General features: G+C 44.0%; 17 protein-coding genes and 1 tRNA gene. 8 read left to right on the top strand and 10 right to left on the bottom strand.

The window, feature by feature from the left end; all coding sequences use genetic code 11:
- Window positions 1–74 precede the first annotated feature (74 nt).
- Window positions 75–151: transfer RNA gene (locus INT03_RS09860), tRNA-Ile, on the top strand.
- 242 nt (window positions 152–393) lie between these two features.
- On the opposite strand, the gene INT03_RS09855 is transcribed toward INT03_RS09860, so the two are convergent.
- The 8 genes from INT03_RS09855 to INT03_RS09820 form a co-directional block, all read right to left on the bottom strand.
- A complete protein-coding gene (locus tag INT03_RS09855; RefSeq protein WP_193008813.1) occupies window positions 394–2,076 on the bottom strand; it encodes an NAD-dependent malic enzyme in 1,683 nt (560 codons plus the stop codon).
- A 453-nt stretch (window positions 2,077–2,529) separates the two neighbouring features.
- The gene (locus INT03_RS09850; protein WP_193008833.1) at window positions 2,530–3,249 is read right to left on the bottom strand and encodes an ABC transporter ATP-binding protein; all 720 of its coding nucleotides are present in this window, start codon (window positions 3,247–3,249) and stop codon (window positions 2,530–2,532) included.
- 88 nt (window positions 3,250–3,337) lie between these two features.
- Window positions 3,338–4,621, bottom strand: a complete 1,284-nt coding sequence (locus tag INT03_RS09845; protein ID WP_226950308.1) for an ABC transporter permease — start codon at window positions 4,619–4,621, stop codon at window positions 3,338–3,340.
- A complete protein-coding gene (locus tag INT03_RS09840) occupies window positions 4,618–5,859 on the bottom strand; it encodes an efflux RND transporter periplasmic adaptor subunit (protein ID WP_193008812.1) in 1,242 nt (413 codons plus the stop codon). Before INT03_RS09840 ends, INT03_RS09845 begins: the two co-directional genes overlap by 4 nt.
- 333 nt (window positions 5,860–6,192) lie before the next feature.
- Window positions 6,193–7,050: an ABC transporter ATP-binding protein gene (locus tag INT03_RS09835; protein WP_193008811.1), complete on the bottom strand. Its 858-nt coding sequence runs from the start codon at window positions 7,048–7,050 to the stop codon at window positions 6,193–6,195.
- 15 nt (window positions 7,051–7,065) lie between these two features.
- The gene (locus tag INT03_RS09830) at window positions 7,066–8,052 is read right to left on the bottom strand and encodes a FecCD family ABC transporter permease (protein WP_226950307.1); all 987 of its coding nucleotides are present in this window, start codon (window positions 8,050–8,052) and stop codon (window positions 7,066–7,068) included.
- A 47-nt stretch (window positions 8,053–8,099) separates the two neighbouring features.
- A complete protein-coding gene (locus INT03_RS09825; RefSeq protein WP_226950306.1) occupies window positions 8,100–8,957 on the bottom strand; it encodes a heme/hemin ABC transporter substrate-binding protein in 858 nt (285 codons plus the stop codon).
- Between the two features lie 150 nt (window positions 8,958–9,107).
- Window positions 9,108–10,241 (bottom strand): ChuX/HutX family heme-like substrate-binding protein, encoded by a 1,134-nt coding sequence (locus INT03_RS09820; protein WP_193008810.1) that lies wholly within the window; start codon window positions 10,239–10,241, stop codon window positions 9,108–9,110.
- A 469-nt stretch (window positions 10,242–10,710) separates the two neighbouring features.
- On the opposite strand from INT03_RS09820, the gene INT03_RS09815 reads away from it, so the two are divergent.
- The 5 genes from INT03_RS09815 (at window position 10,711) to INT03_RS09795 (ending at window position 20,162) form a co-directional block, all read left to right on the top strand.
- The gene (locus tag INT03_RS09815) at window positions 10,711–12,888 is read left to right on the top strand and encodes a TonB-dependent receptor plug domain-containing protein (protein WP_193008809.1); all 2,178 of its coding nucleotides are present in this window, start codon (window positions 10,711–10,713) and stop codon (window positions 12,886–12,888) included.
- 102 nt (window positions 12,889–12,990) lie between these two features.
- Window positions 12,991–14,256, top strand: a complete 1,266-nt coding sequence (locus tag INT03_RS09810) for an HmuY family protein (protein ID WP_193008808.1) — start codon at window positions 12,991–12,993, stop codon at window positions 14,254–14,256.
- A gap of 349 nt (window positions 14,257–14,605) precedes the next feature.
- On the top strand, window positions 14,606–15,745 hold the full coding sequence (locus INT03_RS09805; RefSeq protein ID WP_193008807.1) for a siderophore-interacting protein: 1,140 nt from the start codon (window positions 14,606–14,608) through the stop codon (window positions 15,743–15,745).
- 303 nt (window positions 15,746–16,048) lie between these two features.
- Window positions 16,049–18,337: a TonB-dependent receptor gene (locus INT03_RS09800; protein ID WP_193008806.1), complete on the top strand. Its 2,289-nt coding sequence runs from the start codon at window positions 16,049–16,051 to the stop codon at window positions 18,335–18,337.
- A gap of 112 nt (window positions 18,338–18,449) precedes the next feature.
- The gene (locus INT03_RS09795) at window positions 18,450–20,162 is read left to right on the top strand and encodes a multidrug ABC transporter permease/ATP-binding protein (RefSeq protein WP_193008805.1); all 1,713 of its coding nucleotides are present in this window, start codon (window positions 18,450–18,452) and stop codon (window positions 20,160–20,162) included.
- Between the two features lie 121 nt (window positions 20,163–20,283).
- Here the strand turns inward: INT03_RS09795 and INT03_RS09790 are convergent, their stop codons facing one another.
- Window positions 20,284–21,798 carry a PepSY-associated TM helix domain-containing protein gene (locus tag INT03_RS09790; RefSeq protein ID WP_193008804.1) on the bottom strand — a complete coding sequence of 505 codons (1,515 nt, stop codon included), beginning with the start codon at window positions 21,796–21,798 and terminating at the stop codon, window positions 20,284–20,286.
- A gap of 355 nt (window positions 21,799–22,153) precedes the next feature.
- Here INT03_RS09790 and INT03_RS09785 point away from each other — a divergent pair, with 355 nt between their 5' ends.
- Both INT03_RS09785 and INT03_RS09780 read left to right on the top strand, forming a co-directional pair.
- Entirely contained in the window at window positions 22,154–24,379 is a 2,226-nt protein-coding gene (locus INT03_RS09785) for a TonB-dependent siderophore receptor (RefSeq protein WP_193008803.1), read from the top strand.
- A gap of 105 nt (window positions 24,380–24,484) precedes the next feature.
- Entirely contained in the window at window positions 24,485–25,228 is a 744-nt protein-coding gene (locus INT03_RS09780) for a siderophore-interacting protein (RefSeq protein ID WP_193008802.1), read from the top strand.
- A 193-nt stretch (window positions 25,229–25,421) separates the two neighbouring features.
- Here the strand turns inward: INT03_RS09780 and INT03_RS09775 are convergent, their stop codons facing one another.
- Window positions 25,422–26,090, bottom strand: coding sequence for a cupin domain-containing protein (locus INT03_RS09775; protein WP_193008801.1), 669 nt, complete (start codon window positions 26,088–26,090; stop codon window positions 25,422–25,424).
- Window positions 26,091–26,099 lie beyond the last annotated feature (9 nt).

The raw sequence follows: 26,099 nt of genomic DNA, 5'->3' as shown, positions 1-26,099 counted from the left end.
AAAATATCTTGATTACTATCTATCTTTTACTTGAAAAATTAAAAAATTCAGGTATCATTGTCCGTCTAGCGTTAGGGCCCATAGCTCAGTTGGTTAGAGCAGAGGACTCATAATCCTTTGGTCGTAGGTTCAAGTCCTACTGGGCCCACCAAATTCAAACCCTTACAGGCATTTGCTTGTAAGGGTTTTTTGTTGTCTAGAATTTAATAAAAAACAATCATTGAGCTGTGCTGAAAAACCGGTAAAAGTAAACTTGCTAAACTAATAGATTGCATAGCAGTAAAAAAGGTTGCCAACACTATATGTAATATAGCGTTAGCAACCTTTTTTCATTTAATATTTTACTTAGATAATGTGCCTAATATTAGAATTTGTTATATCTAATTTCTAACATTAGAAAGAAGTACGGCGATAATTACGATATTCAGGCAACCAAAAATTCGCTTTTAATCGACGTTGTAAATTCTCCGCTGTGATAGGTAGTGCGAGCTTATCTTGAGCCGCTTGCAATGCCACTGCATACGCTATTTTTTCACTGATCTCTCTGATAACTTTAATCGGCGGTAGTATGGCACCAGGTGCTTTTTCGTATTCCATTGATATATCTGCAAGGGCTTGGCTTGCCGCCATGAGCATATTATCGCTGATACCCGTCGCCCGTGCTGCTAAAACACCCAGACCAATACCGGGGAAAATATAGCTGTTATTACACTGAGAAACCTCGAAAGACTGACCTTCAAAAGTGGTATGAGAGAAAGGGCTACCTGTTGCAACAATTGCCTTACCCTTGCTCCAATTAGTCACTTCTTGCGGTGTTGCTTCCACACGAGACGTGGGGTTTGAAAGTGGTAATACAATAGGATGCTCAGTATTAACACACAAGGATTCGATCACCTCTTGGGTGAACAGACCTTTTTGCCCACTGACACCAAACAATACAGTTATTTTTGCTTGTTTAACCACTTGCGCTAAACCGAGCTTTTTACTTTTATCCCAGCTTTCAATAGCAGATTCTTTTTGTACTAACGGTTCTTGGAATTTTTGTAGCTCCGTCATGTTATCAGTAAGCAGGCCATAGCGGTCAACCATAAATACTTGGCTGCGAGCCTGCGACTCCGTTAACCCTTCACGCTGCATTTGGCGAATAATATGCTCAGCAATACCGCAACCAGCAGACCCTGCGCCTAAAAATGCTATTTTTTGTTGGCTAAGCTTCTGACCTTTATTCAAGCACGCTGCAATCAAGGTACCGACTGAAACCGCAGCAGTACCCTGAATGTCATCATTGAAGCAGCATAATTGGTCACGATATTTATTCAATAATGGTGTCGCATTCTCTTGGGCAAAATCTTCAAATTGTAATAATGCCTCTGGCCAACGACGTTTAACGGCTTGAATAAACAAGTCGACAAACTCATTATACTCATCACCAGAAATGCGTGGGTTTCTCCAGCCCATGTACATAGGATCGTCAAGTAGCTGTTGATTATTGGTACCAACATCCAACAAAATTGGTAAGCAATAAGCAGGGCTAATACCACCACAAGCGGTATACAAAGCCAATTTACCAATGGGAATTCCCATACCACCAATGCCTTGATCCCCTAGACCTAATATACGTTCGCCGTCAGTGACAACGATCACTTTGACGTTTTGCTTGGTGGCATTTTGCAGCATGTCATCGATTTTATGGCGCTCAGGATATGAGATAAACAAACCGCGTTTACGGCGATAAATTTGCGAGAATTTTTCACATGCTTGACCCACAGTTGGCGTATAAATGAGCGGCATGACTTCCTCAATATGCTGCTCAATTAGATGGTGAAATAAGGTTTCATTGGTATCTTGGATGTTACGCAAGTAAATATGCTTATCCATATCATTAGTGAATGAGCGCAATTGATGATAAGCGCGTAGTGACTGCTCTTCAATTGTCTCAATATTATGAGGTAATAGCCCAGTTAAATTAAAGCTATCACGCTCTTCTGATGAAAAAGCACTGCCTTTATTTAGTAAAGGAGTCTCTAAAAGAGCGGGGCCTGCAACGGGAATATATAAAGGACGCTTGTTTGACATAATGTAATCTTCTTATTAAAGGCATATGAGTGAAAGCCATACTGAGTGAAAGCTATGCTAGTGCTGCATTATACATAGCATCTACTGGTATTTAACAATAGATAACAAAATCATTTTGAATGAATATGGCTCTAAAGGTGATGACACGGATACATTGACCTAGAAATATAGATATATTTAGCTTTTACCTTAATTTTTTATAAAAAAGGGTTTGTGATTATCGGTTGTTTTACATGAGATTTCATACAATCGAAGCCGCTACCTTTATTGATGTCACTATAGTCGATTCAATTTAAAAGTAGTACAAGGCAACCGAGTGTAGATGTATATTAAATACTTCAAGCGAGGCTAACGCTGTAATGCTTTTATAGTGGAATGACTATATTGACGGCGGTATTGATAGAAATCTTTGTTAAGCAGATAAGTAATCCGCCAATATGACTTTTATTATCACTACGATATTTTTTGATTATTTAAACTATCACTATCAATACGACCATCAACCAAATTAATCGTTCGATCACAAGATGCTGACAAGCGTGGATCATGGGTAACCAACAATACCGCGCAATCACGTTCCTGATTGACTTTGCGGAACAGCTCAAACACTTCTCCAGCCGTCACGGTATCCAGATTACCTGTAGGTTCATCAGCCAATAGCAATGCCGGTTCAGTTATCAAGGCACGTGCAATCGCAACACGCTGTTGCTGGCCACCTGATAGCTCGTTAGGTTTACTGTCAGCAAAGCGCTCTAACCCAACCGCTGCCAGTAGCTCGCGCGCTTTTTGGATAGCAAGCTTATTTGGACGACCCCTTGTCAATGTCAGCGGCATTAAGATATTGTCTAATGCGCTAAACGCTTGAATCAGATGATGAAACTGAAAGACAAAGCCAATACTACTGCCACGTAAAGCGGTGCGACTAGCATCATTCATAGCACTGGTCGCTTGACCCAACAGATATAGCTCACCGCTGGTTGGCTGATCTAGTAACCCTAGTACATTTAGCAAAGTGCTTTTACCTGAACCAGAAGGACCAATCAGGGCGGCAAAGTCGTTAGTGCTGATGGTTAAGTCAATACCGTGAAGCACCTCAATCTCATTAGGTTGACCGATGTTATAAGACTTTTTTAGTGCCTCTAAACGCAGAACTTCGTGAGATTGACTGGACATAGGAGTTGACGTCTTATTAAAAGGATTGGCAGAAACATTGTTAAAGTCACTGTTAAAGTCATTATTAAAAGTGTCGCTAGAATCATGATTAGACATAACGAATAGCCACTACTGGATCAAGTGCTGCTGCGCGCCGCGCTGGAATAGCAGCTGCTATCACACCGGTGAGCGTGGCTAACGACATAGTCACTAAGATCAGGTTTATCGATATGGGAATTGTAAATATGTCGGGCCCAAAAGTATTAAAAGACCAGACCAATACATAGCTGACACCACTACCGACAATCGAGCCTAGCAAGCCAAATATAGCCCCTTGAATTAAGAATATGCGTAAAATCTGCTGACGAGTTGCACCCATGGCTCGTAAGATACCAATCTCGCGCGTACGCTGAACCACACTGACCGACAGCACACTGGCAATGCCAAAAGCTACTGAGATCGCCACAAAAACAACAATCATATTGCTAGATAAACTTTGAGCGGTGAGACCACTCAACAGTTGGGCGTTGGTTTCAATCCAGCTTTCTGCTTGCAATGAGGTCAAACGACCCACTTGTGCAGCGATTTCCTCCGCCTCAAAGATATCTTCAACCGTCAAATCAATGACTGTGATACCGCCCGGTAGGTTGAGTAATGACTGTGCTTGTTTTAAGTCTAGATAGACGTAGCGTGCATCAAGCTCTCGTACGCCGAGCTCAAATATACCAGCGATATTGACTACAGCGCTGTTGTTACTAAGGTTGCTACCAAGGTTGTTGCTCAGATTATTACTGGGAATACTATCGCCATCGTCTTGACCCGTATCCAAACGTAATTTGCTGCCGACCTCTACACCCAAATCTTTAGCCAGTTCACTACCAATCAATACATTATCTGCGCCCACTCGCAGCTCACCACTGATTAAGTATTCATCAAGTGGAATAATGTTCTGATAGCGTGCCAAGTCAGTACCTACTAGTATTACCGACTCTAATGCCTCACCACGCCGGACGAACCCTGGACCAGACACGTTTGGCGATACAGAAGTCAATAAGGGCAGTTGATCTAGCGTGTTAGTGATTTGCTGCCAATTATTAATAGAACGTAGCCGCTGTGGACGCTTGTCTTCTTGTATCAGTTGCAGCTTATCATCAGCATACGGCACTATTAGGTTGACTTCATCTGGCGCTACTAAGCGAATATGTGCCTGACTGCCAAGGGTGCTTTCAATAAGGTTAGTCTGTAATCCTTGGATGAGTGCGGTGATAAATATAATAACGGCAACACCTATCGCTACTCCCAGAGTAATCATCAACGACTGTATGCGTCCCTCGCGTAAAAAACTGATGGCAATAGTGGCATCAATCCATAGTCTACCGAAAAAAGCCGTCAATTGACTGTCTCCGCTGCTTGGCTCTTATCACTTACCGTCGTTATCTTGTCAGCATCAGGAGCGGCAAAAGGTGCTGCTTGAAGCGCGGTTCTCACTCTTTTTCCATCAGCCAGTGAGACTGTCGCATCAACCAATATCTCATCACCTGCGCTCAGTCCTGAGAGCACCTCTGAAGCTGATAGCCCGCGCAATCCCAATCTTACTCGCTGGCGCTGGACTTGACCATCACGCAATAATAATACTTCGGCGCTGTCTTCTTTAACATTGGCTAGTGCATCATTAGGAATGACTAAGGCTTTTGCGCGTTGATCCGTTTCGATATTCACTGATACTGTCATGTCTTGACGCAAAAAATCAGGTACAGGATCGACGGACAATCTCACTTCTACCGTACCGCGTTGCGGATCTATACTTGGTGCAATGAAACTAATACGTACGGGGAACGGTTTATCTGGATAGGCATCGGCAATAGCGACAGCTGGTTGCTGCAAAGCCAACCGAGATAAATTACGTTCATCAAGCGGTACTCTTATTTCAGTCTTACCATCGAGGGCAATAGTAAACAAGCTCTGACCTGGCTGTACCAAATCGCCTATTTCTACATTTCGGGTTAGAATAGTGCCTGATACTTTGCTACGTACTTGCGCTTTATTGAGCTGAGCCTGCAATGCTGCGATACGAGCACGTAATAAATCTTCTTCAACACCACCAGAGGAGAGTGCATTCGCTCTCAGGCGTGCATTTTCAAGGTCATTGCGTGCTTGGGCTTGGGCTTGAATCGCTTGCTCCATTTCCTCATCAGAGATGGCCGAGATAGCAGCCAATTCGCGCCTACGCTCGACATTACGGTCAGCTTGCGCCAACGCTACTTCGGCATTTGCCAAATCTACTGCTGCCTGTGGACGAGTGCTACTAATCAATTCCGCCAACTCGGCTTCTGCTTGCCGCACTTGGGCTGCAACGTCATCGGAGCTTAGTACCAACAATAAATCTCCTGCAGCGACTTGTTCGCCTTCTGCTACCCGTCGTTCTAATACGACACCTGATATCTCGCTACCAATGTCAGTATTCGATACGGCAACGACCCGTCCAGTCGCTACGACCGTCTGCACCAAAGGCATCGAAGATATTCTATAGCTTGGTAATAGTGGTCCTTGCCACCAGCGAAAGGCAAAAAAGCCCGCAACAATGATGATCAGTAGTGCGCTAACAATCAGTTTATAAGGAATAGCGCGCAATGAGTTTCTCCCGTTCAGAACAAATACCTAGTGGTTTACAGTTTCTACTAAATCCGATCGTTATGCGAGTTTACTGCAACATTTTTTAGGTTTAAAATCATTTATTAACTGAAAATCATCCTGTTAGTATAGTTATATTTTGCATGGTTATATTAAGAGTATTTGATTCACTACAATAGTTAAGATGTAAAAAAACCCCTTCATGCTATTATTTATATAGCATGAAGGGGTTTTTACTGCCGAATAAATCAGTGCGATATATACAAATTAAAAAGCCAAGTTGATCATCAAATGCCTATTGTAAAGTCAAAATAATCGTTCAAGTGCTCAGAATCATATAAACACCAAACCATCTTCAGTTTGATGCACCTTAATATCAACATCATAAACATCGCTTAATTGCGAGCGTGTCATCACTTCACTAGGCGTTCCTTGTGCAACAATTTGTCCACCGCTTAATAGCACCACTTCATCAGTATAGCAATGCGCATGGGTCAAATCATGCAACACAACCAAGATACTTTTGCGCTGCTGTCGTACCAAATTATGCAAGTAATTAAGTAAGAAACGCTGATGGCGAATATCAAGATGATTGGTCGGCTCATCAAACATCATGATTTTAGTGTCTTGCATCAGTGCCCTTACGATAGCCAAGCGCTGTTTTTCACCGCCTGATAAGGTTTGCACGCGGGCACTGACCAAACTTGATAACTCAAAATCCTGTAGTAAACGTTGCGCGCGCTCAACATGATAGCTATTTGGGCGCTGATACCATGCAAGATTTGGCGAGACTCCTAACAGCGCATAATCCAATACCGTTAACGGCAGCTCAAAACGCTCATGTTGTCCAACCCAAGCGATATGACCATCATTCATGACCTCGTTGATCGCCTGACCGTAAATCGTAATGTGACCATCTGTTTTAAGCGCGGCTCCCGTATGCTGACCTAAAACCGTATGCAGCAACGTGCTTTTACCCGCGCCATTTGGTCCGATAAAGGCGACCAGCTTTTGGCTTGGCACGGTTAGTTTGTCTATCTTTAACAATGTTTTATGACCATGCGAGATATGAATATCTTGCATCGACAACAACTCGCCTGCATCACTACTCTTGATATCACTACTATTTATACGACTGTCTCGACTCGCTAATGATGTCTTTGATGTAGCCGTAAAAAATGAATGAAACATAAACACTCTCTCCAATTAACGGCGGCTACTACGTACAAACAGCCAAATAAAGAATGGACCACCAAGCAACGCTAAAACGATGCCAACAGGCACATCCACTGGATAAGCAACATGCCGTGCCGCGCCATCAATGACGAGTAATAATATCGCGCCAAGCCAGCCAGACCAAATCATGAGACGCATACGTCCGCCGCCAAATAGAATAGCCAACAGGTTTGGCACCATCATGCCAATAAAACCTATGACGCCTGCTAAAGACACCGCTGCCCCTGTTAATAATGCCGAGGCAATCACGACCAAACAACGAACCACACCCACCTTGATACCCAAGGACTTAGCGGCTGCCTCACCGAGCATCAACCCGTCCAACTGGCGACCTAACGGTAATAAAATCGCCAACCCCAATAACATAGAGACAATCGAATAACGCAGCGGTACAAAGCCCGCTTCCGCCATACTGCCTGACAGCCAATTGGTCGCGGAACGCAGCACCATGTCATCAGACATGAATAAAATCAGGCTGACCACCGCCGCACAAAAAGCACTGATGACAAATCCCAATATCAGCAAGCCCATCTGCCCACCGCCCAAAAATCGATGACAAGCGAGAATAAACAAGCACACCAATACGCTTCCGGTAAACGCTGCAAGCGGTATCCCAATGCCACCAAAGCCCAATGCCAGAACCAAAACAACACCAAGCGCTGCGCCACCTGACGTACCGATTAAACTTGGGTCTGCTAAAGGATTCTCAAATAAAGCCTGTAATGCTGCACCACTAACTGACAACGCCATACCAACCAGTAATGCCGTCACCACACGCGGATAACGCAGCTGCCAAATGGTGTCATCAAGATAATTGGGAATTGACCATTCACCAAAGCCAATACCAAGCGCCAACCAAATTAGCAATACAGATGCGACAGCGGCAGCAATATAGTAGAGGCTATGTTTATGTTTTCTAGTTTGTGTAGGGATAGAAGCAGAAATCGTATTTGCCATGTGAGATGTCATTTTGTTGAATATGAGATAAATTATTTTTGCTTAGGCTATTTTGCTACAGCGTTCAGCTTTTTTAAGACGTCAGGCGAATGCAAGCCATAGCGCAGAAAATCATCTGCTGGCCAAAAATGTACGCCGCCCTTCTTGCCTGCGTCACTTGCTGCAATCTCTGGACGTTTACTAAATTTACTGACCCCGCCAACCACTGCCTGATTATGATCGGCAATAATAATCACATCGGGCTTGGCGGCCAGCCAGCCTTCACGGGACATAGGTTTTAACCCCGATACGTTTGCAGCGTTAATCCCACCAGCTCGGCGAATCAACTCGTCGCCTACCGTGCCTTTACCTGCAACGATACGACCATCGTAACTTAATAAATAACGCTTACCCGTCTTTGCCATTGGACTCATCCCTGTATTCCAACGCTTCGCAAGCTGCGACCCTTCAGCTTTTTTATCAACGTAACTGCCGATAGATTTAATACTATTGGCAAAGGTGTTTATTTCTTCTTTGGGCGCGACATTGACGGCTTTAATCTTTAGACCATTTAAGCGCTGATAAATACTCGCAGGCTGCACCATATAACTACCGAGCACCAAATCTGGCTTGACCGCCAACACTGACTCGGCAGTGATATTACGGTGCATACCCACGGCTGGTACATTCTTTAACGCTGGATTATGATTGGTTGCATCTTTACCAACCAGCTTATTAATCGCTCCTAGTGCCACCACGACGTCTGCAACATCTGGACTCATGGCGACAATACGATCATAAGCTTGGGCAGAAAGTGAGGGCACGGCAAATGCGCCAATAATAGCCGCAGTACTGATAGCACGACTCATCAATTTTTTATTTATCACTGCGTGAGTTATTACTGTTTTTGATAATGCAGAAGACATAAGCATTCCTAATTTGCTAACGTAAAAAATGACACTATTAACAGAACCATTAACGTGTATTAAGCATCCCAAATAACTCACACAACAGCTATGGCTTATCCGTTATGTGAGTGTCAATATCGCAAAATTTGCTGATTTTTTATGGCGGATTTACACGCTCTCTTCTTCAGCCATAACCACTGGTGCTAAGGCTTCTGCATATGAATGCGCTTCGATGACCTTTGATACAATTTGCTGCCATGCTTCAAGCTCAGGCGTGCCTTCAATACGCTGACCGAACACACTAAAGATACTGACGCCGTGACCATCAAAACCTTCGATGCAAGTCACGATACCGTCTTTGGTTGGGCGCTTAACGCTCCACACTTGCGCCAATGCTTTGTCTTTTAAATGCAGCGTAAAGTCATTATGGTCTTTATCTAAAATATTAAACCAATCGCCCATGCGCTTGAGCGTCTGCACGGTGCCAGTCTGAATCTGCACCAGACCACTATTACCGACAAATATCATAATCGGACATTTGGCATCACGCGCTTGCTCAAATACCGCTTCGACCGCGCTAATATCAAGCTGCTGCGTCATCTGCTCTGGTGCTTGACGGTAGCTGCTAGCACGATCGATATCGAGATTTTTTAATAATGAATGGAATTGATGCACATCTGTCATCGCCTGCCAGCCTTGTTGTAGCTTCGCGCGCTCCTCTTCACTTAATGCCTTGTAACGCCAGTCATTCAGTGGTTCTTGTGCCTCTAACGTCAGCGTCTCATTATTCACCGTTTGCTGCTGCTCCTGAATCATCGCTTGCCAACGCGCGATAGTTTCAGCACTTAACTCTCGTAGATATACTTTATCAATCGCACCGCCTTGCGCGTTATAAAACTGAATACTATAAGAGGGCTTATCGGCGCGGCTGGTATCCGTTACCGCTAACATATGCTGCCATTGCCACATAAAGAATCGCAAATCTAGACCACCCACATTGAGTGCCAATCCCATCTTTTCGCCAAGCTTAAGATTATGATATGGCGCGGTTTTTTCATGCACGGCCAACTCGTTTCTGACGATGCTTTCCATGTCACCAAAGTTCTCAAATTGCTTTAATACAGCTTTGCACTGATCACCCATATACTGACTATAAGGGGATGCTAACATCAGTTCAAACTCGCTGATACCTAATGCAGCTGCTCCTTCTGTGGGAAATAGCATCGGTGTTTTTGCTTTTAATGCTTGGTACTGTTGCCACAGCTCAGTATTTTTTTTGGTTAATGATAACGGTTGACTCATGATGGTCTCCATAAAATGAATAGCAGTAAAAAAGCCAATGATCTTGGCTATATAGTATTGAGATATGAATATCTTTAGAAAATAGCAGCGACGATGACTATGATTGATATTTGATAAAAATAATGCCTGCTGTACTACAATGCTTGCAATGATGTATTTATCAAACAGACTTTTAGCAATTATCGCTTTTAATTCATCATTTATAATTTTGTCTCTAGGCTTCGGGCGAAATCATTATGGCAACATTTTTCCACTTTGTAAATAATAATAATTATCATTTACATCTTGATAATTATTATCGTTTGAAATACTATGTCTAGTCTTTGTTGCTTAATCTAGTGAATCAAGTAACCAAACCTTTAATAATTAATACTATGAAAAGGTCGCTTTAGATCGCTCTTTTTGTAGCAAAAGGTCTTTAAGCAACGCGACTTTCTTACTTTCTCTTTTTACGATGGCTGTTTTATTTATGTCAATTTTAGCGTTTGATTTATCGTTGACTCATACGGGACTAAACACCCATCCCTCACTACTGCGTCGTAGCCCATTAGCCATAAGTGTGGCATTAGCATTGTTTGCATTTACGTCAGTTTCAGTCCAAGCAGCACCAATTTTCGCAGAGACTAACGGTGATATGACCGACGATGCAGCCATGCCGAGCACACGTTTAGACCCTATCGTGGTAACGGCGACTCGCTCTGAGCGCGCCTTGAGTGATGCGCCAGTTGCCCTGCAAGTACTTAGTCGCCAACAGCTTGATGACAACCATGCGCATACTTTAAAAGAAGCGCTGGCCTTGTTGCCCAATGTCTACTTACGTGAAGTCCACGGCAAGACAGGTTACGAAGTCAGCATGCAAGGCTTCACAGGTGATCAAGTATTGGTGTTGATTGATGGTTTACCGATCACAGCCAGCACTGGCTCGACAGTAAACTTGAATCAATATATGAATATGGATATCGAACAGATAGAGGTGGTGCAAGGAGCGGCGTCAGCGCAGTTTGGTAGCGCGGCGATGGGCGGCGTCATTAATATCATCACCAAACCCATTGGTGAGGCAACAGGACATATCACCACCGAGATTGCCAGCAATGGGCAGCAAAATCCATCTGGTAAAAAGCTAGATGCCAATAAGCGCTATGTAGAAGCCAGCGTGGAAGGGGCATTGGATAAAAACCAGCGCTTTCACGCGCGTCTATCAGGCTCGTATCTGGACAATGATGGTTTGAGCTTAGACCATGAAGCATGGCCCAGATTAAAAGATGCCAGCGAGCAATCACAAGTCAGTGCTCGCCTCAGCTACCGCCCTGACGGTAAAGGTATATCGGACGACAATAGTAATAACGATAGCCGACTAGTCAAAAATTCTCAATATTGGCTAGAAGCCAGCCACTATAAAGAAGACGATATTAGCCGTTTTAATTATTATGTCGCGCCGCGCTATTTGGCACAGCAAAGAGATGAACACATCAGCAAGCAGCGCTTTAGTATCGGTGCGCGCGCTGATATCGCGCCGCATGTCGATGATCGCAGCAGGACTTATCGATTGTCCGCACAAGCACTGCATGAGGAATATCAAAGCGAATCCAATACTAAAACGCAGCAAGCCATCACTAGTGCCCGTGATACAGACATTAGTACGACGTTGGCACAAGCCCAGCTCGACTTACCTGAGCTATTGCTATCCGATAAGCACCTTCATCTTATCCAAGTCGGCGGTCAGGTTCAGCAAGACAAGTTAAGCCAAACGAAAAACCAAGTCAGCGAGCTTATCAGCGATGACGTCAGCCGTAATGTCGGTGAGCTGTATCTACAAGATGATTGGCTGATTGGCGATAACTGGGAAGTGTTGAGCGGTATTCGCTATCAAAACGATGAAGACTTTGGTGGTCATACGGCGCCGAAAGTATCACTTAAATACAACCATTTGGATGCCAGCGGTCGTGACCATGTCTTTCGTAGCAGTATTGGCGGTGGTTATCGCGTGCCCAACCTGAAAGAACGCTACTACGTCTTTGACCATAGCAATTTGGGTTATAAAGTCATGGGCAACCCCGACTTGCAGCCTGAAACCTCAACCAGTTACCAGATCGGCTATCAAGGTCAGCTGAGCGACACCATGAATTTGACGGTTAATGGTTTTTATAACGAGATAGATGACCTGATTCAGACCGACGAGGACAACGCTACCTTCGACGGTAACATCGCCATTTATAAATATATGAACGTCGATAGTGCCAAAACCTATGGCGGCGATATTGGCATTGACTGGCAAGTGGACGAGCGCGCCAAACTGCAAGCCAGCTATGCTTATTTAAAAACGCATAATAATGTGACCGATACCGAGCTGACCTATAAGCCCAATCACAAAGCGATGCTAGCACTAGATTATCAAATCAATGATAAATTACAGCTAATCCCGCGCCTCAATTATGAATCCAAACAGCTGATTAGTACCAGCGAGCAGGCGTATTCACCGTCTTGGTGGACACTCGATAGCAAGCTCAATTATGACGCCACCACAAACCTGAGCTTGTATGCGGCGATTAATAATATCTTTGATGTGCAGCGTGATGTCACCGATACCAGTGACTACCGTCCCATTGATAGTCGCGAGTGGTTACTTGGCGCCAGCTACCATTGGTAAGCCTTTGATTCACAATCATTCTAAAGCAAGTGTATTTGTACCGCTATTTTTACCCTTATTTTGTACCCTCTATCTGAAACCACAACCTTCAAGGAAGCTGATATGACCCCCATTCTCCCAGCAGTTCACACCAAGCCGACCAAATTGGCATTACTGTTTAGTGGCAGTATTTTAGCACTCAGCATGACTGGCTGCGGTGGCGGCAGTGATGACTCGAGTAGTGGCAATACCGGAAATGGCGGCACTACCCCGCCTGTGAGCAGTGCCAGCTTTAGCGAAACGGCTACTTGGCAAGTCACCAATCTAGCGCCTGATACTGCAACCTGTTATGACTTTGATGCCAAAGCTGAAAGCTCGTGTGCTGAGGATAAGTGGGATATCAAGTTTGATAATCAAGCGCGTTCGGTCAAGCTTTGGTCAAATAGCGGTGATTCTGGCGCAGGTAAAGGCGGCGTTTTTGGTTTAATCGATTGGTCAGATTTGAGCCGTTATAGCAATGCAACTCAAGATCCTGATACCAGTCGTGATATTACCATGCACTACAATGAAGACCATAGTGGCGGTATTTTTGATGCGCAGCCTTGGTTTGAATACAATTTAAAAGACAACCATCAGCTCTACCCGAACAATCGTGTCTACCTTGTCACCACAGATAATAGCAGTGCCATGACAGACAGCAGCGTCCAGCAGCCTATTTATGCCATGCAGATTACCAACTACTATAATAATGCTGGAACCTCCGGCTACCCTACTCTGCGCTGGATTGATACGGCGCTACCGAACAAGGTGCAGACGCAAACCATCGATGCCTCAAACAATGATAACTGGGTCTATTTTGATCTAACCACGGGACAAAGTAGCGCCGATAAAAACAGCACTTGGCATATTGGCTTTAAGCGTAATAGCGTCATTTTAAATGGTGGCGATTCTGCTATCGGCACTAATAAAGGCAAAGTTGGTGGCTTCTTATCAAAAACACCAATAGGGTATTATGATGATAAAGGTGAGCCCATTGTCAGCAAGTTTATAACCGATGGTAGTGCGGCGACTTTAACCGACCTTACCAACACCGCTGTGTACGATAAACCGATGAGTGCCAGAAGCTGGGTCATTGATAGTAAAGGCTCGGATCTCAATCCTGCTTATACGGGTAATTTCCCGAACCTAGACTTTGGCTGGTATACCTACAATGGCATGACCCATCAACTAAATGCCAAAGCGGTTGACAGCGCTCAAGGCGCGCTCATTAGATCTGCTGAAGGCAATAGCTATGCCCGAGTGCGTTTGGATAAAATCAATTACCCTGATAGCTCAACGACGACTGCGACCTCATGGGAATTTAAAATAGACATTCAGCCTGCTCCTTAACACTCTACTGTTCGACTTTAGCTCGCCCAATCCATTTTTGTAAGCTATCAAACCTTGCAAAAACGGGTTGGGCGATAACGTTTATACACAGTCTAAGAGTCACCACTGCCAATCATTACAAGAAAGCTATTAGTCATTCGATAACACCAGTCCTTTTATGATTGTAAATAAATTAACCTATGGTATATTATCGTAATAAAAATATAGATGATATTAATAATCATTAACATTTTCATGTTTCATGCTTATTAACTATTACATTTCCATCTTGCCCTTAATCAGCAGCCAATCATTTATTAATAAAAATTTTGCTGAATAATTATTTGAATTCTGGCTTGGACGACATCTTATGGCTCAACCACTTACTCAGTACGATTTCGATAAAACACTGCTCGACATGGCTGACAAAGCCCAGTTTATGAGTCATGTCAATGAAGAGCATCAAGATGAACTCGCGATGTTTATCAATGCCTTTACTACCACAGCAGTGAGTGAGCACGAGATCGTCTCGATAACAGAGCTGTATACTGATGGGATACTAATGGATGTCACAACCGCCCATCATGACAACGATACCTTAACAAACAGCAGCAAGCTCAGCCGTCAATATTTTATCGATTTTACAGTTCCTATTAGTGACTCTATGACGCTACAAGAGCAATATATAACGCTATTGCAAACCTCTGCCAATAAGCTTGGCAAGCGCACGATCAAGCTTCAAGAACAGGGTTTTACGGTCATTAATGGCTATTATGCCAGCCCCAATATGTATCGACTGCTGGTAACCGCACCCGATAGTACACCACTCACTCATCCGGGCTACGCGTATCTGTTTGAGCTAGATGCGGACGGTCTATCTGCTACAAAACACCAGTCAAAAGACCATTCAAGAGATAGCGACAAACCTTTGCAGCGCTACTATACCTTACGAAAAGCATGGCGAGATTCGAGCAGCTCGTCCGTCCAAGCGTGGATAGACGTTTATATTCATGGCGACACGGCAGGAGGCAATTGGGCACGCGCACTTGACTGTGGCAGTAAAATCAAAACAGTACGTGAATATCCAGAGAAAATAGAACATCTCAGCACTGGTCAGTGCTTACTCATCTGTGATGAAACCTCCTTGCCTACGGTGGCCAATCTATTGGAAAACTGGCAGAATCCATTGCCGCCCCTCGTCATTGCCATCACTAATGATCCAGAGGATATCAGTTATCTACACACCCTAACGCTTAGTAATCAACTACGCCATGAGGCGCATTTTTTGCAAGATAATGTGTGCCAGCTGGTTAATGCCCCAACAACTGATATTACTGAGCAAATAATGACATTATTAAATACACAATTTGCGCGACTGCCTGTCAAAATTGACAAAGTATGGGGCGCGCTGGAAGCAGCGGATATCAAATCATTACGACAGCAACTAAAAACAAACCTTGGGCTATCACGTCAGGATATGGTCATTAAAGTCTATTGGCGTGCGCAATAAGCATTATGTTTTTTGTAAATGGTATTTTCTATAAACAGCAAGCATTTAATAAATAATAGGCATTTAGCCACTTACTAACCACTTGTGCTGACTTCTAAATTGAGCTAATAACAATCGTTGCTGCTGGTGTAGCGCGACTAATCAACGTAGTGTAATTAATCAACTTTAGACGACTTACTGTTTTTCCTAACAAAAACGTACACTTAACACGATAAAAATATATTGAGATTTAATCCAGTAATATATTGTAATGAAAATGATTATCATTATAATAAGCATTTAATCTATGTGCTGGAAATATTCATGCAACTGTCTCGCTTATACTCTGCTTTATTTCGCCCTACTCTATTGAATATGTCTCGCCATCCCTTGTCATTAAAATCACTGTGCTCATCTTGTCTGTCCACATCGGTAATACTACTGGGTGCAAGCCAAATCGCGTGGGCACAAGCAGATTTAAGTGCTGACGCTCAATCCGATACCCCAAGCGTGGTACTCGATGAGATTGTCGTGACCAGTAGTGCTGATGCATCAGCCGATGGGTTGCCAGATGCCTATGAAGGTGGTCAAGTAGCGACAGGAAGCCGTGTCGGAATCTTGGGCAATCAAGACATCATGGACACGCCGTTCTCCACTACCTCATATACCAATGAGTATATCGGCAATCAACAAGCCCAAAGTGTGGGCGACCTGCTCAAAAAAGACCCGACTGTTCGTGTCGCTAGAGGCTTTGGCAACTTTCAAGAAGCGTACTTTATGCGCGGCTTTGTCACAACCTCTGATGACACCATGTATAACGGTCTATACGGCATATTGCCAAGGCAGTATATCGCAACGGAATTGTTCGAGCGTGTCGAGGTTCAGCGCGGGGCATCTGCCATGCTCAATGGCGCAGCGCCCAGTGGTGGCAATGCCGGTGGTACGATTAACCTATTACCTAAGCGCGCCAGTAATGACCCACTACGTCAACTAACGCTTGGTTATGGTCAAGGTGATCAAGGCAAAGTTGCCGTAGACGTCAGTGATCGCTTTGGTACTGATGATGCGTTTGGCATTCGCTTTAATGCTGCTTATCAAGATGGCGACAGCGCGATTGATGATGAATCTTCAACACTGGGTCTGGCAGCGTTAGGACTAGATTATAGAGGCGATCAGTATCGATTATCAGCTGATTTGGGCTGGCAAGACAACAAACTCAAAGAGACCCGCCCTAGTGTCACACTTGCTGGTGTTTCTAGAGTACCAAAAGCACCAGACGGCTCAAAGAATTGGGCGCAGCCTTGGACGTATTCAGATGAAGAAGATGTCTTTGGTACCATTCGAGGAGAATATGATTTTACTGATAATATTACCGCTTATGGTGCTTACGGTGTGCGAAGTGGTGAGGAAGAAAACTCACTGGCCAATCTAACCGTCAACAATGTTGATGGTGCAGGTACGTTTTATCGCTTTGATAACTCTAGAAAAGATTTGGTACAAAGTGCTGAGCTCGGTCTGCGTGGTAAATGGCAAACAGGTGAAGTGGCTCATAATTGGGTACTAGCAGCGGATTTCTATGACCAAGAAGAAAAAGGGGCCTTCGCCTATGATTTTGGTAATCAACCCGTGACCAATTTGTACCATCCCACCGACTACGCTGAGGTCCCTTTTACAAGCACAGCAATCTTCGGTGGTAACTTAGACGATCCGAAGCTAACCAACGAGAAGCAATTCCAAAGCTTTGCGCTAGCCGATACCATATCACTGTTCGATGACAAACTAAAAACTACTTTAGGTGTGCGTCATCAGAATTTAAAAACCACCAGCTATGATCCTAACACTCAGGCTAAAACGGCTGATTACGATAAAAGCGAGTGGACACCAAGCGTTGGAATTGTCTATCAACCAAGCATGGACTGGTCTGTTTATGGTAACTATATCGAAAGTCTAGCGCCAGGCGCAAGAGCACCTCTGACTAATAATGGTGGTGCTGTCACCAATGGTGGTCAAAATTTAGACCCTTATGTGAGTGAGCAGACTGAGGTTGGCGTTAAGTATGACAATGGTCTGATTGGCAGTAGTTTGGCGGTATTCCGCACCGATGAGCCGCGTGCTTATATCAATGACTCAAATACGTTTACCGCTGCTGGAGAAAATCGCCATCAAGGGGTGGAATTGACTGTATTTGGTAGCCCAAGCGAAAACATGCGTTTCAATGCTGGTGTTACTTACTTAAATGCTGAGCAAAAAGATACGGGCGATGTGACGTTCGACGGCAACCGAGTCATCGGACTGCCCACGCTACAAAGCAACGTCAACCTAGAATATGATTTAGCAGCAGTTGAAGGATTGACGGTGACCGGCGATATCATTCACACAGGCGCACGTTATGCTGATGCTGCCAACAGCCTAAAAGTTGACGGTTATACCACGCTAGATCTAGGTGCTCGCTACAAAACCATGCTCGCTGGACAAGACGTGACGCTAAAAGGAGTAGTTACTAATATTACTGGTGAAGACTATTGGCAATCAGTGGGTGGTTATGCGGGTGCTGGGTATTTAAATGCCGGTGAGCCTACTGCCCTAAAAGTATCAGCGACTTTCGACTTTTAAGACATGCCCATTAAACCACGTTTATAAGACTTAGATAAAAGGGATTAGGCACCACCTACTCCCTTTTATGTTATCAAAAATACGCAAAAAACCATTCTATTATTGAGCCATTATGTCCTCTCACGCCACCGTTTCTTTATATCAGATGATTTGGGCACACTATCGCCTGCCCTTTCTTAAAGTTATTTTCCTTAATTTGGTGAATGCGGCGGTCAGTGTGGGCATCATTGCCTATATCAATCACACCTTTATCAGTCAGCCTGTTTTTAATACCTTATCGTGGGCAAGCTTGGGTCAATTTTCAGCTTTGGTGCTGCTGCTATTAGTCACGACCTTCGTATCACAATATGCACTGACCCGTTTGGGGCATCAGTTCGTCTACGAGCTTAGAACCAAGCTGGTCAAACAAATCATCGATACCAAAGTTCCGCAAATAGATCATTTGGGTAGCGCACGGTTACTCGCCAGCTTATCCTCAGATATTCAATCGATTACCGTCGCCTTTGTGCGTATGCCAGAACTGGTGCAAGGCGTTATTTTATCGGTTGGTGTCGCCCTTTATTTAGGCTGGTTGTCGCTGCCATTATTATTGATTGTCATGTTTTGGATTGCGATGACGATTTGGATAAGCACCATTTTAGTGAAGCATGTCTATACTCATTTAAGAGAGCTCAGAGAGATCAATGATCTTTTATATGAGGACTATCAATCCATTATAGATGGTCGCAAAGAGCTGGCGCTTAATCAACACCGCGCTGAAAAACTCTACAAACATGATTTTTTAAATCATGCCAAGTCTTATCAAAATCGAGTGATTAAATCGGATACGTATCATTTATCCGCCGTGAATTGGTCGAATATTATGATGTTCGCAGCCATTGGTGTGGTGTTTGCCGTGTCAAATTATCTTACTATTCCAATGGGTATTGCCACCACTTTCTCTTTAACCATTCTATTCATGCAATCACCCATCCTCCATGCCGTCGGCGCGTATCCGACCTTACAAACGGCACAAGTGGCGCTGGATAAAATACAATCTTTAGAATTGGCGGAGTACCAATCAACCTTTACAACGGATATTGTGGTCAACAACTGGCAGTCCATATCGTTCAATGATATTGGCTATCGCTATGCAAGTATTAATACCGATGCAAATGAGCTAGTGGTCAAAGAAAATGAGCATGCTAGCGATATCCTAAAATCGGTTAATCTGACTTTGCAACGTGGCGATGTGGTGTTTTTAATCGGGGCGAATGGTAGCGGTAAATCTACGCTTGCCAAGATTATTACAGGCATTTTCACCCCTAGCATCGGTGCTGTAAAAATAGACAGCCAGCTCGTTGACTCAGAAAACAACGCCGATTACCGACAGCTTTTTTCTGCCATTTTTAGCGATCAGCATCTTTTTAAACAGCTGATTGGTAGAGAGAGACAGCAACCCGATGAAGCGCTCGTAAATACATGGCTGCATAAATTGAATTTACAAGATAAAGTCAGCGTGACTGACAACCAATTATCGACCGACAAGCTATCACAAGGACAACGCAAGCGCTTGGCCATGCTCATTGCCGTGGCTGAACAAAAAGACATACTGCTACTCGATGAATGGGCGGCTGACCAAGATCCTGCCTTTCGCCGAGTGTTTTATCAAACACTGATACCTGAACTCAAAGCCTTGGGTAAAACGCTGTTTATCATCAGTCATGATGACGGTTACTTTGAGCATGCAGATCGATTATTACTGATGAAAGAAGGCCGATTGATTGAGTTAAATGCTGAAGAGCGTCAACGTGCTAGTGCCGATGCCATTGCTATGTTGGCGTAAATACTGGCTTAGTAAAAAGTTAATGGCGAGCAATAAAAAATCAGGGCATCTTTTAGAAAGTTGCCCTGATTTTGTGTAAATAAGAATGACTTTTTGAATGGCTCTCTTATTTTATTTAATTTTAAAATAATAATTTCTGTAAAAAACCAACCCGTGAAATGACTAAGAAATCTAGTAATCCGATAGCGACAATCGCGATGATGGCGGTCGGGAATATGATTGCCACTGCTAACAAAGGAATGGCAAACGGCCACCATATAGAAAAACTGAGACCACGCGCTGGTGGATTTAGTCCAACCTTTTCACTGGCATGACGTGGACGGCGTTGCCACCACATAATGTAACCGCTCACACAAATAGCAATAACCGATAAGCAAAATAGGACATTGACCAATACGCTCCACCATCCAAGCGTCCCCATATGAATAGCAATGCCCGCCGCCATAAATTTACCAAAAGCATTATAATCATCAAAGCGGATATCTGCCAAAATATTGCCCGAATAACGATCGATATGTACCGTACGATCAGCCATTGGATTTTTCATATCATAGCTCATTGAGTCTTGGCTAATCGTCCAGACGCCCGTATTACCCTGTGGCAGATTTAATTGGTAACGTCCGACAATACCAATCTCACGGGCAAATCGATCTACAGTATCGATCATAATCGGTATATTGGACGCGATACCATCCTTGCCAGCGACAGTGCCAGATGTTGGCATTGGTGTCAATTCAAGCACCCAAGGCACATCTTTGGTACTACCCGTATTTAGTGCATCACCATGGGTGGGTGCTGTGGCTGGTGTTGCTCCATGAACGTGCGGCGTGGCTTCAGCGTTATTCATATCCATACCAACATGATGTTGACTGTGATCAATAGAAAGCGGCATTGGCGCAACGCCCCATTTGCCCGCAGGAAACTGACTCCATGCCTGCACGACTCGCTCGCCCCAGATGCCTGCCCATGCCATTCCTGAAATACAGAAAAACAGTAGCAACACAGATATCCAACTGCCCAATGTCGCATGAATGGTACGTATGAATGAGCGTTTTTTCTTATTATTTACAGCATCATTGGGTATAAGCATGGCTTTGAGTGATTTGCGTTTTTGCCACCACAAATACCAACCCGTTAGAATCATTAAGATGGTTAATGAGGCAGTGGTTTCTTGGATATAATCACCGACTTTGCCCAATAGTAAATCAGCATGAATATCATTAAAGGTATAGTACAGACCACTATTAGTCGGTGTGCTTTTGACGATATCAGCCGTATAAGGATTCACCGCCACCATATTCTCATGACTGGCTGACTTAACTTGAAACAAGGCAACGGTGCCCGTATCACGAGGCGCGATATATTTCACCAGCGTGCTGTTAGATAAAGTGTTCAACGCGTTTTTAGCTTGCGTAGAAATAGGGGCAGTAATTAATGCCGTCATCGCCGACTCTGGGGTGGTAATGGTGAGGCGATCGTCATCACGACCTGCTATGTTAGACATCAACAGCATGCCAAGTGCGCTGCAAGCTAGGATAATTAGGAAAGGTGCTATAAACATTCCCGCATAAAAATGCCAACGCCATACCGTAAAATAGCGTTGAGTATTGGTTGATTGACTTGTATGTCTGTTCATAAATATGACCTTTAACAATCTTTGGTTGCTCAATGAACGACCTAGACCTATTAATAGTAGTAATAAATCCTGTCTGTCTGTTGATCTAAAAGTTGATTCCAAATAGACGGCTGCATCATACGAGAAAAGCCTTGTAAACACCATTGCTTATAGTCAAAAATTATCGTCATATTAAGGCGTTTCTTCAATTTTCATGTTTGCATCATAGTCATCTTAATGGCTAAAAATGAGGCTACTTCACTCGACATCTTACTAAGAACGCTTTGTTTGTAAATTTTTAATGATAATGATAATCATTAATGTTATTATTCCTTTTCTTTCGCTTTCGGCATTTGATAACTTACAAGGAAATATGATGCGTTTTATCTCAACGTCTACATCCATTCGTCAAAAACGTTTAACTCTCGCGGTGCAATTGGGATTGGCAATGGGTTTGAGCCACGCAGCTTATGCTGAGACGATGCCGAATAACATCGAAAACAGTGTTGAGAACGACGTCGATAATGATGTTGGTAGTGATGTTAATAATAATGAGACTGTGACACCATCGACCACCTTGGATACCATTACTGTCTATGCCGACAACTATCGTAGTACAGGCACCAAAACAGCGTTAGATCCCAATGATGCACCCATGAGCTATACGAGAATCGATCAAGCGCTGTTACAAAAACGTCAAGCAGACAGTGTCAATGCAGCGTTACGTTATGAGCCAGGGGTGAGTACTGAGAGTCGCGGTACCGTATCCATCTTTGATGAATACAATATTCGCGGTTTTAAAACTTACTCCAATTTTTACGATGGATTAAGACTGCCCTACGATGGGGCTTGGAATCTGATGCCGCAAGTCGATATCTACGCAACAGAAGCAGTCGAAGTGGTCAAAGGGCCCGCATCCTCACTCTATGGCTATGCATCTCCAGGTGGCATGGTCAATCAAGTCGCCAAAACCCCAAAAAGCACTCAAGCATCTGAGGTACAGTTGCGAGTGGGTAATCAAAACCTAAAAGAAGTGGCGGTCGATACGACAGGACCTATCACAGATACGCTCAATTATCGTTTGGTGGCGTTAAAACGACAAAAAGACGGGCAGATGCAGACCACAGAAGAAGAGCGCACACTGATCAATCCGTCACTGCAATGGCAACCGACAGAAGATGTGTCCGTTCTTGCCAATCTGTTTTATCAAGATGATCCGGAAATGGTGCCTTCCACCCCACTGCCTGCCGTTGGCACTGTCTACCATGCCAGCTATGGCAAACTGGGCAGTGATGCCTATGCCGGCGATGAGTGGAATCACTTCAGCAAAGAAGTACTCATGCCAAGTGTTACCATAAACTGGGACATCAATGATAAGTTGACGTTCAAGCACATTCTGCGCTATACCGACGCCGACGCGCAGCAGCGTAATATGTACAACAGCGGGTTTGTAAGTGGTAGTGATAAGATACTAAATCGCGTGGCCTACACCACCGATGAAAGTATGAACAACTGGACCACGGACAACCAGCTTGCTTATCAGTTAGATACTACCAGTACCTCGCACAATTTATTATTTGGTATTGAGTATCAAGAGACAGACAGTACCGCCACTTATTATGATGCTGGCGCAAATGGCACGCCAAATCTTGACTTATCCAATCCAGATTACTCACAAATAAATGCCGATACGTTGCCTTTAGAGGCTTATCGTCAAAATGAAAACATTGAACAAAGCCAGCTTGGTTTTTATATACAAGATGAAATGAAATGGCAAGATTTGATAGTAGTAGCAGGCTTACGTCATGATAACTTTGATAGTATCACTAAGCAAACCAAGGCTTCTGAAGGTGCCATCTATAGTGATAGAACCATTGACAATGATGCCTCGAAAACCAGTGGTCGTCTCGCAGCTATCTATGACTTTGATAATGGGCTATCTCCTTATGCTAGTTATTCTCAGTCGTTTCAGCCAGTGGTCGGTAGTAACTTTATTACCAATGCGCCATTTAAGCCAACGACTGCCGATCAGCTAGAGGCTGGTGTCAAATATCTCTCTGCCAATCGCGCCACGCAAGGAACATTAGCAGTATTTGATATCACTCAAAAAAACGTCGTGGTGGCTGACGAAATTAACTATAGAAGTCAAACACAAACGGGTGAAATTACCTCCAAAGGCTTTGAAGTCTCAGGCAGCCACATGCTTAACGACTGGGTAGATATTGCCGCCAGTTATAGCTATACCGATGCTGAAATTACAGAAGATGAATTCAACCCTGATTTGGTTGGCAATACCCCTGCGCAAACGGCTAAGCACAAGGCAACATTGTGGGCAGATTATTACGCTACTGACAAGCTCAGTCTCAACGCTGGCGTGCGCTATGAAGGCGGTATGCAACTTGATAAGCAAAACTCAGACGAATTACCAAGCGTGACTTTGGTAGATATTGGCGGTAATTATCAAATCAATCCGATGCTCACTGTCGGCGCGAGTATCAACAATCTCTTTGATAAGACCTATGTCGGCGCTTGTTATGATATTAACAATTGCTGGATGGGACCTGAGCGCCAAATGTCCGTCAGCCTAAAAGCCAATTTTTAGGCAATGTAGAACTTACCATTACTAGAGAATATCAATCTTATAGAGTGGTCTCATCTCAAATGATGACCTAAACTATCGAATAGTTAAATGAAGGAAAGTATTAATATGGCAAAACCTACCCCAAGAATGCTAGATGTAATTGGCAGTAAATACCTCACCCCACATATGTGCCGTGTCACGCTTGGCGGTGCTGGACTGACTGATTTTCCGGCAGATCAAGAAAGCGCGTACATTAAGCTGATATTCCCTCAAGGCGATGACACTCGACCATTGATGCGCACCTATACCGTCAGCCTTCAACGTGATGACGAAATAGATGTCGATTTTGCGTTGCACGAGACAGAAGGCCCTGCTTCAGCATGGGCACGTAACGCCCAAGTGGGCGAGCAAATATTGGTAGGCGGCCCTGGACCAAAGAAGCTGATTAACAATGAGGCTGATTGGTTTTTATTGATCGGTGATATGACAGCGCTGCCGGCGATTACCGTCAATCTTGCCCAGCTACCTGCTGACGCACACGGCTATGCAGTCCTTGAGATTACCACTGAAGCAGATAAGCAACTACTCAAGAAGCCAGACAACGTTGACATTCATTGGGTGATAAACGCACATCCAAATGAACAAAGCAGCCCATTACTTGATCGCATTAAAACGCTTACGTGGCTAATAGGACAACCTGCTGTTTGGGCAGCTTGCGAGTTCCATAGTATGCGCGCCCTACGCCATTATTTTAAGGTAGATCGCCCAATACCAAAAACGCATTTGTACATATCTAGCTATTGGAAAGTCGATAGTACAGAAGACCAGCATAAAATTGTCAAACGAGAGGATGCGCAAAGTATAGAATGATGAGCAATGACGTTTTGTATTTTTGAACTATTTTGAAAGCGGTTTAAATAATGATTGATAAATTTTGCATTACTAATCATTACCCCACTGCTTATATACTTTTGTTGGCTAAATAAAAGTATGGTGACAAAATATAGTGACATTGTAGAATATGAGCAGCTGGTGAGCTGCTCATAAAATGTGATCACTACCCTTACAACCCTATCACTTGCATTAAATGCCCTGTCTTGAGATACACTGTAGCTCCTTCAGATCCTGCCTGTATTTGCGCATGCTCACCTGCTGGCAGACGTATCCAGCCGCCGCGCTGATAAACTTGACCCTCATCTATCAACTCGCCTGCTAATACCAGTATTTCTGCACCGCCACAGACTGCCTCATTAAACAGTAACTCGCCTGCCTTGATACGCTGCAAACTCACTTGCTCATTATCACCTGAGAATAGAGGACAAACATCACGGCTGCCCTGCTGTTGCCAATGAGCCTTATCTTTAGTATCGATAGCCACATAATGAGGTTCATCAGTTGGCATTTGGCGTAGCTTGACGAAAATCACTGCGCCTTCATCACTATAGGGCTTGTGTCCTGAGGTCGGTGGATTGCGCAAATACCAACCTGCTGGGTAATGTTTGTCATCTGCAGAAAAAGTACCTGACAATACTAAAATCTCTTCACCACCCGGATGTAGATGATGCGGAAAATAAGAATTGGGCGCATAGCGTACAAGGCTAGTGGCACGTGCTTTTTCTGCACCCACACGGTCAAGCATCACGCGCTCTACCCCATTTTGTGGTGACTTAATCCACTGGTGTTGCTCAGGTATAAGGGCAGCGCGGCGAGTAAAGTCTGCATTAATAAGCATAAACCATGT

Origin of the sequence: Psychrobacter sp. PG1, assembly GCF_014897815.1 — a bacterium.
Taxonomy (GTDB): Bacteria; Pseudomonadota; Gammaproteobacteria; order Pseudomonadales; family Moraxellaceae; genus Psychrobacter.
Note: the sequence above shows the minus strand (reverse complement) of the source record. Positions and strands in the feature narration are given on the sequence as shown.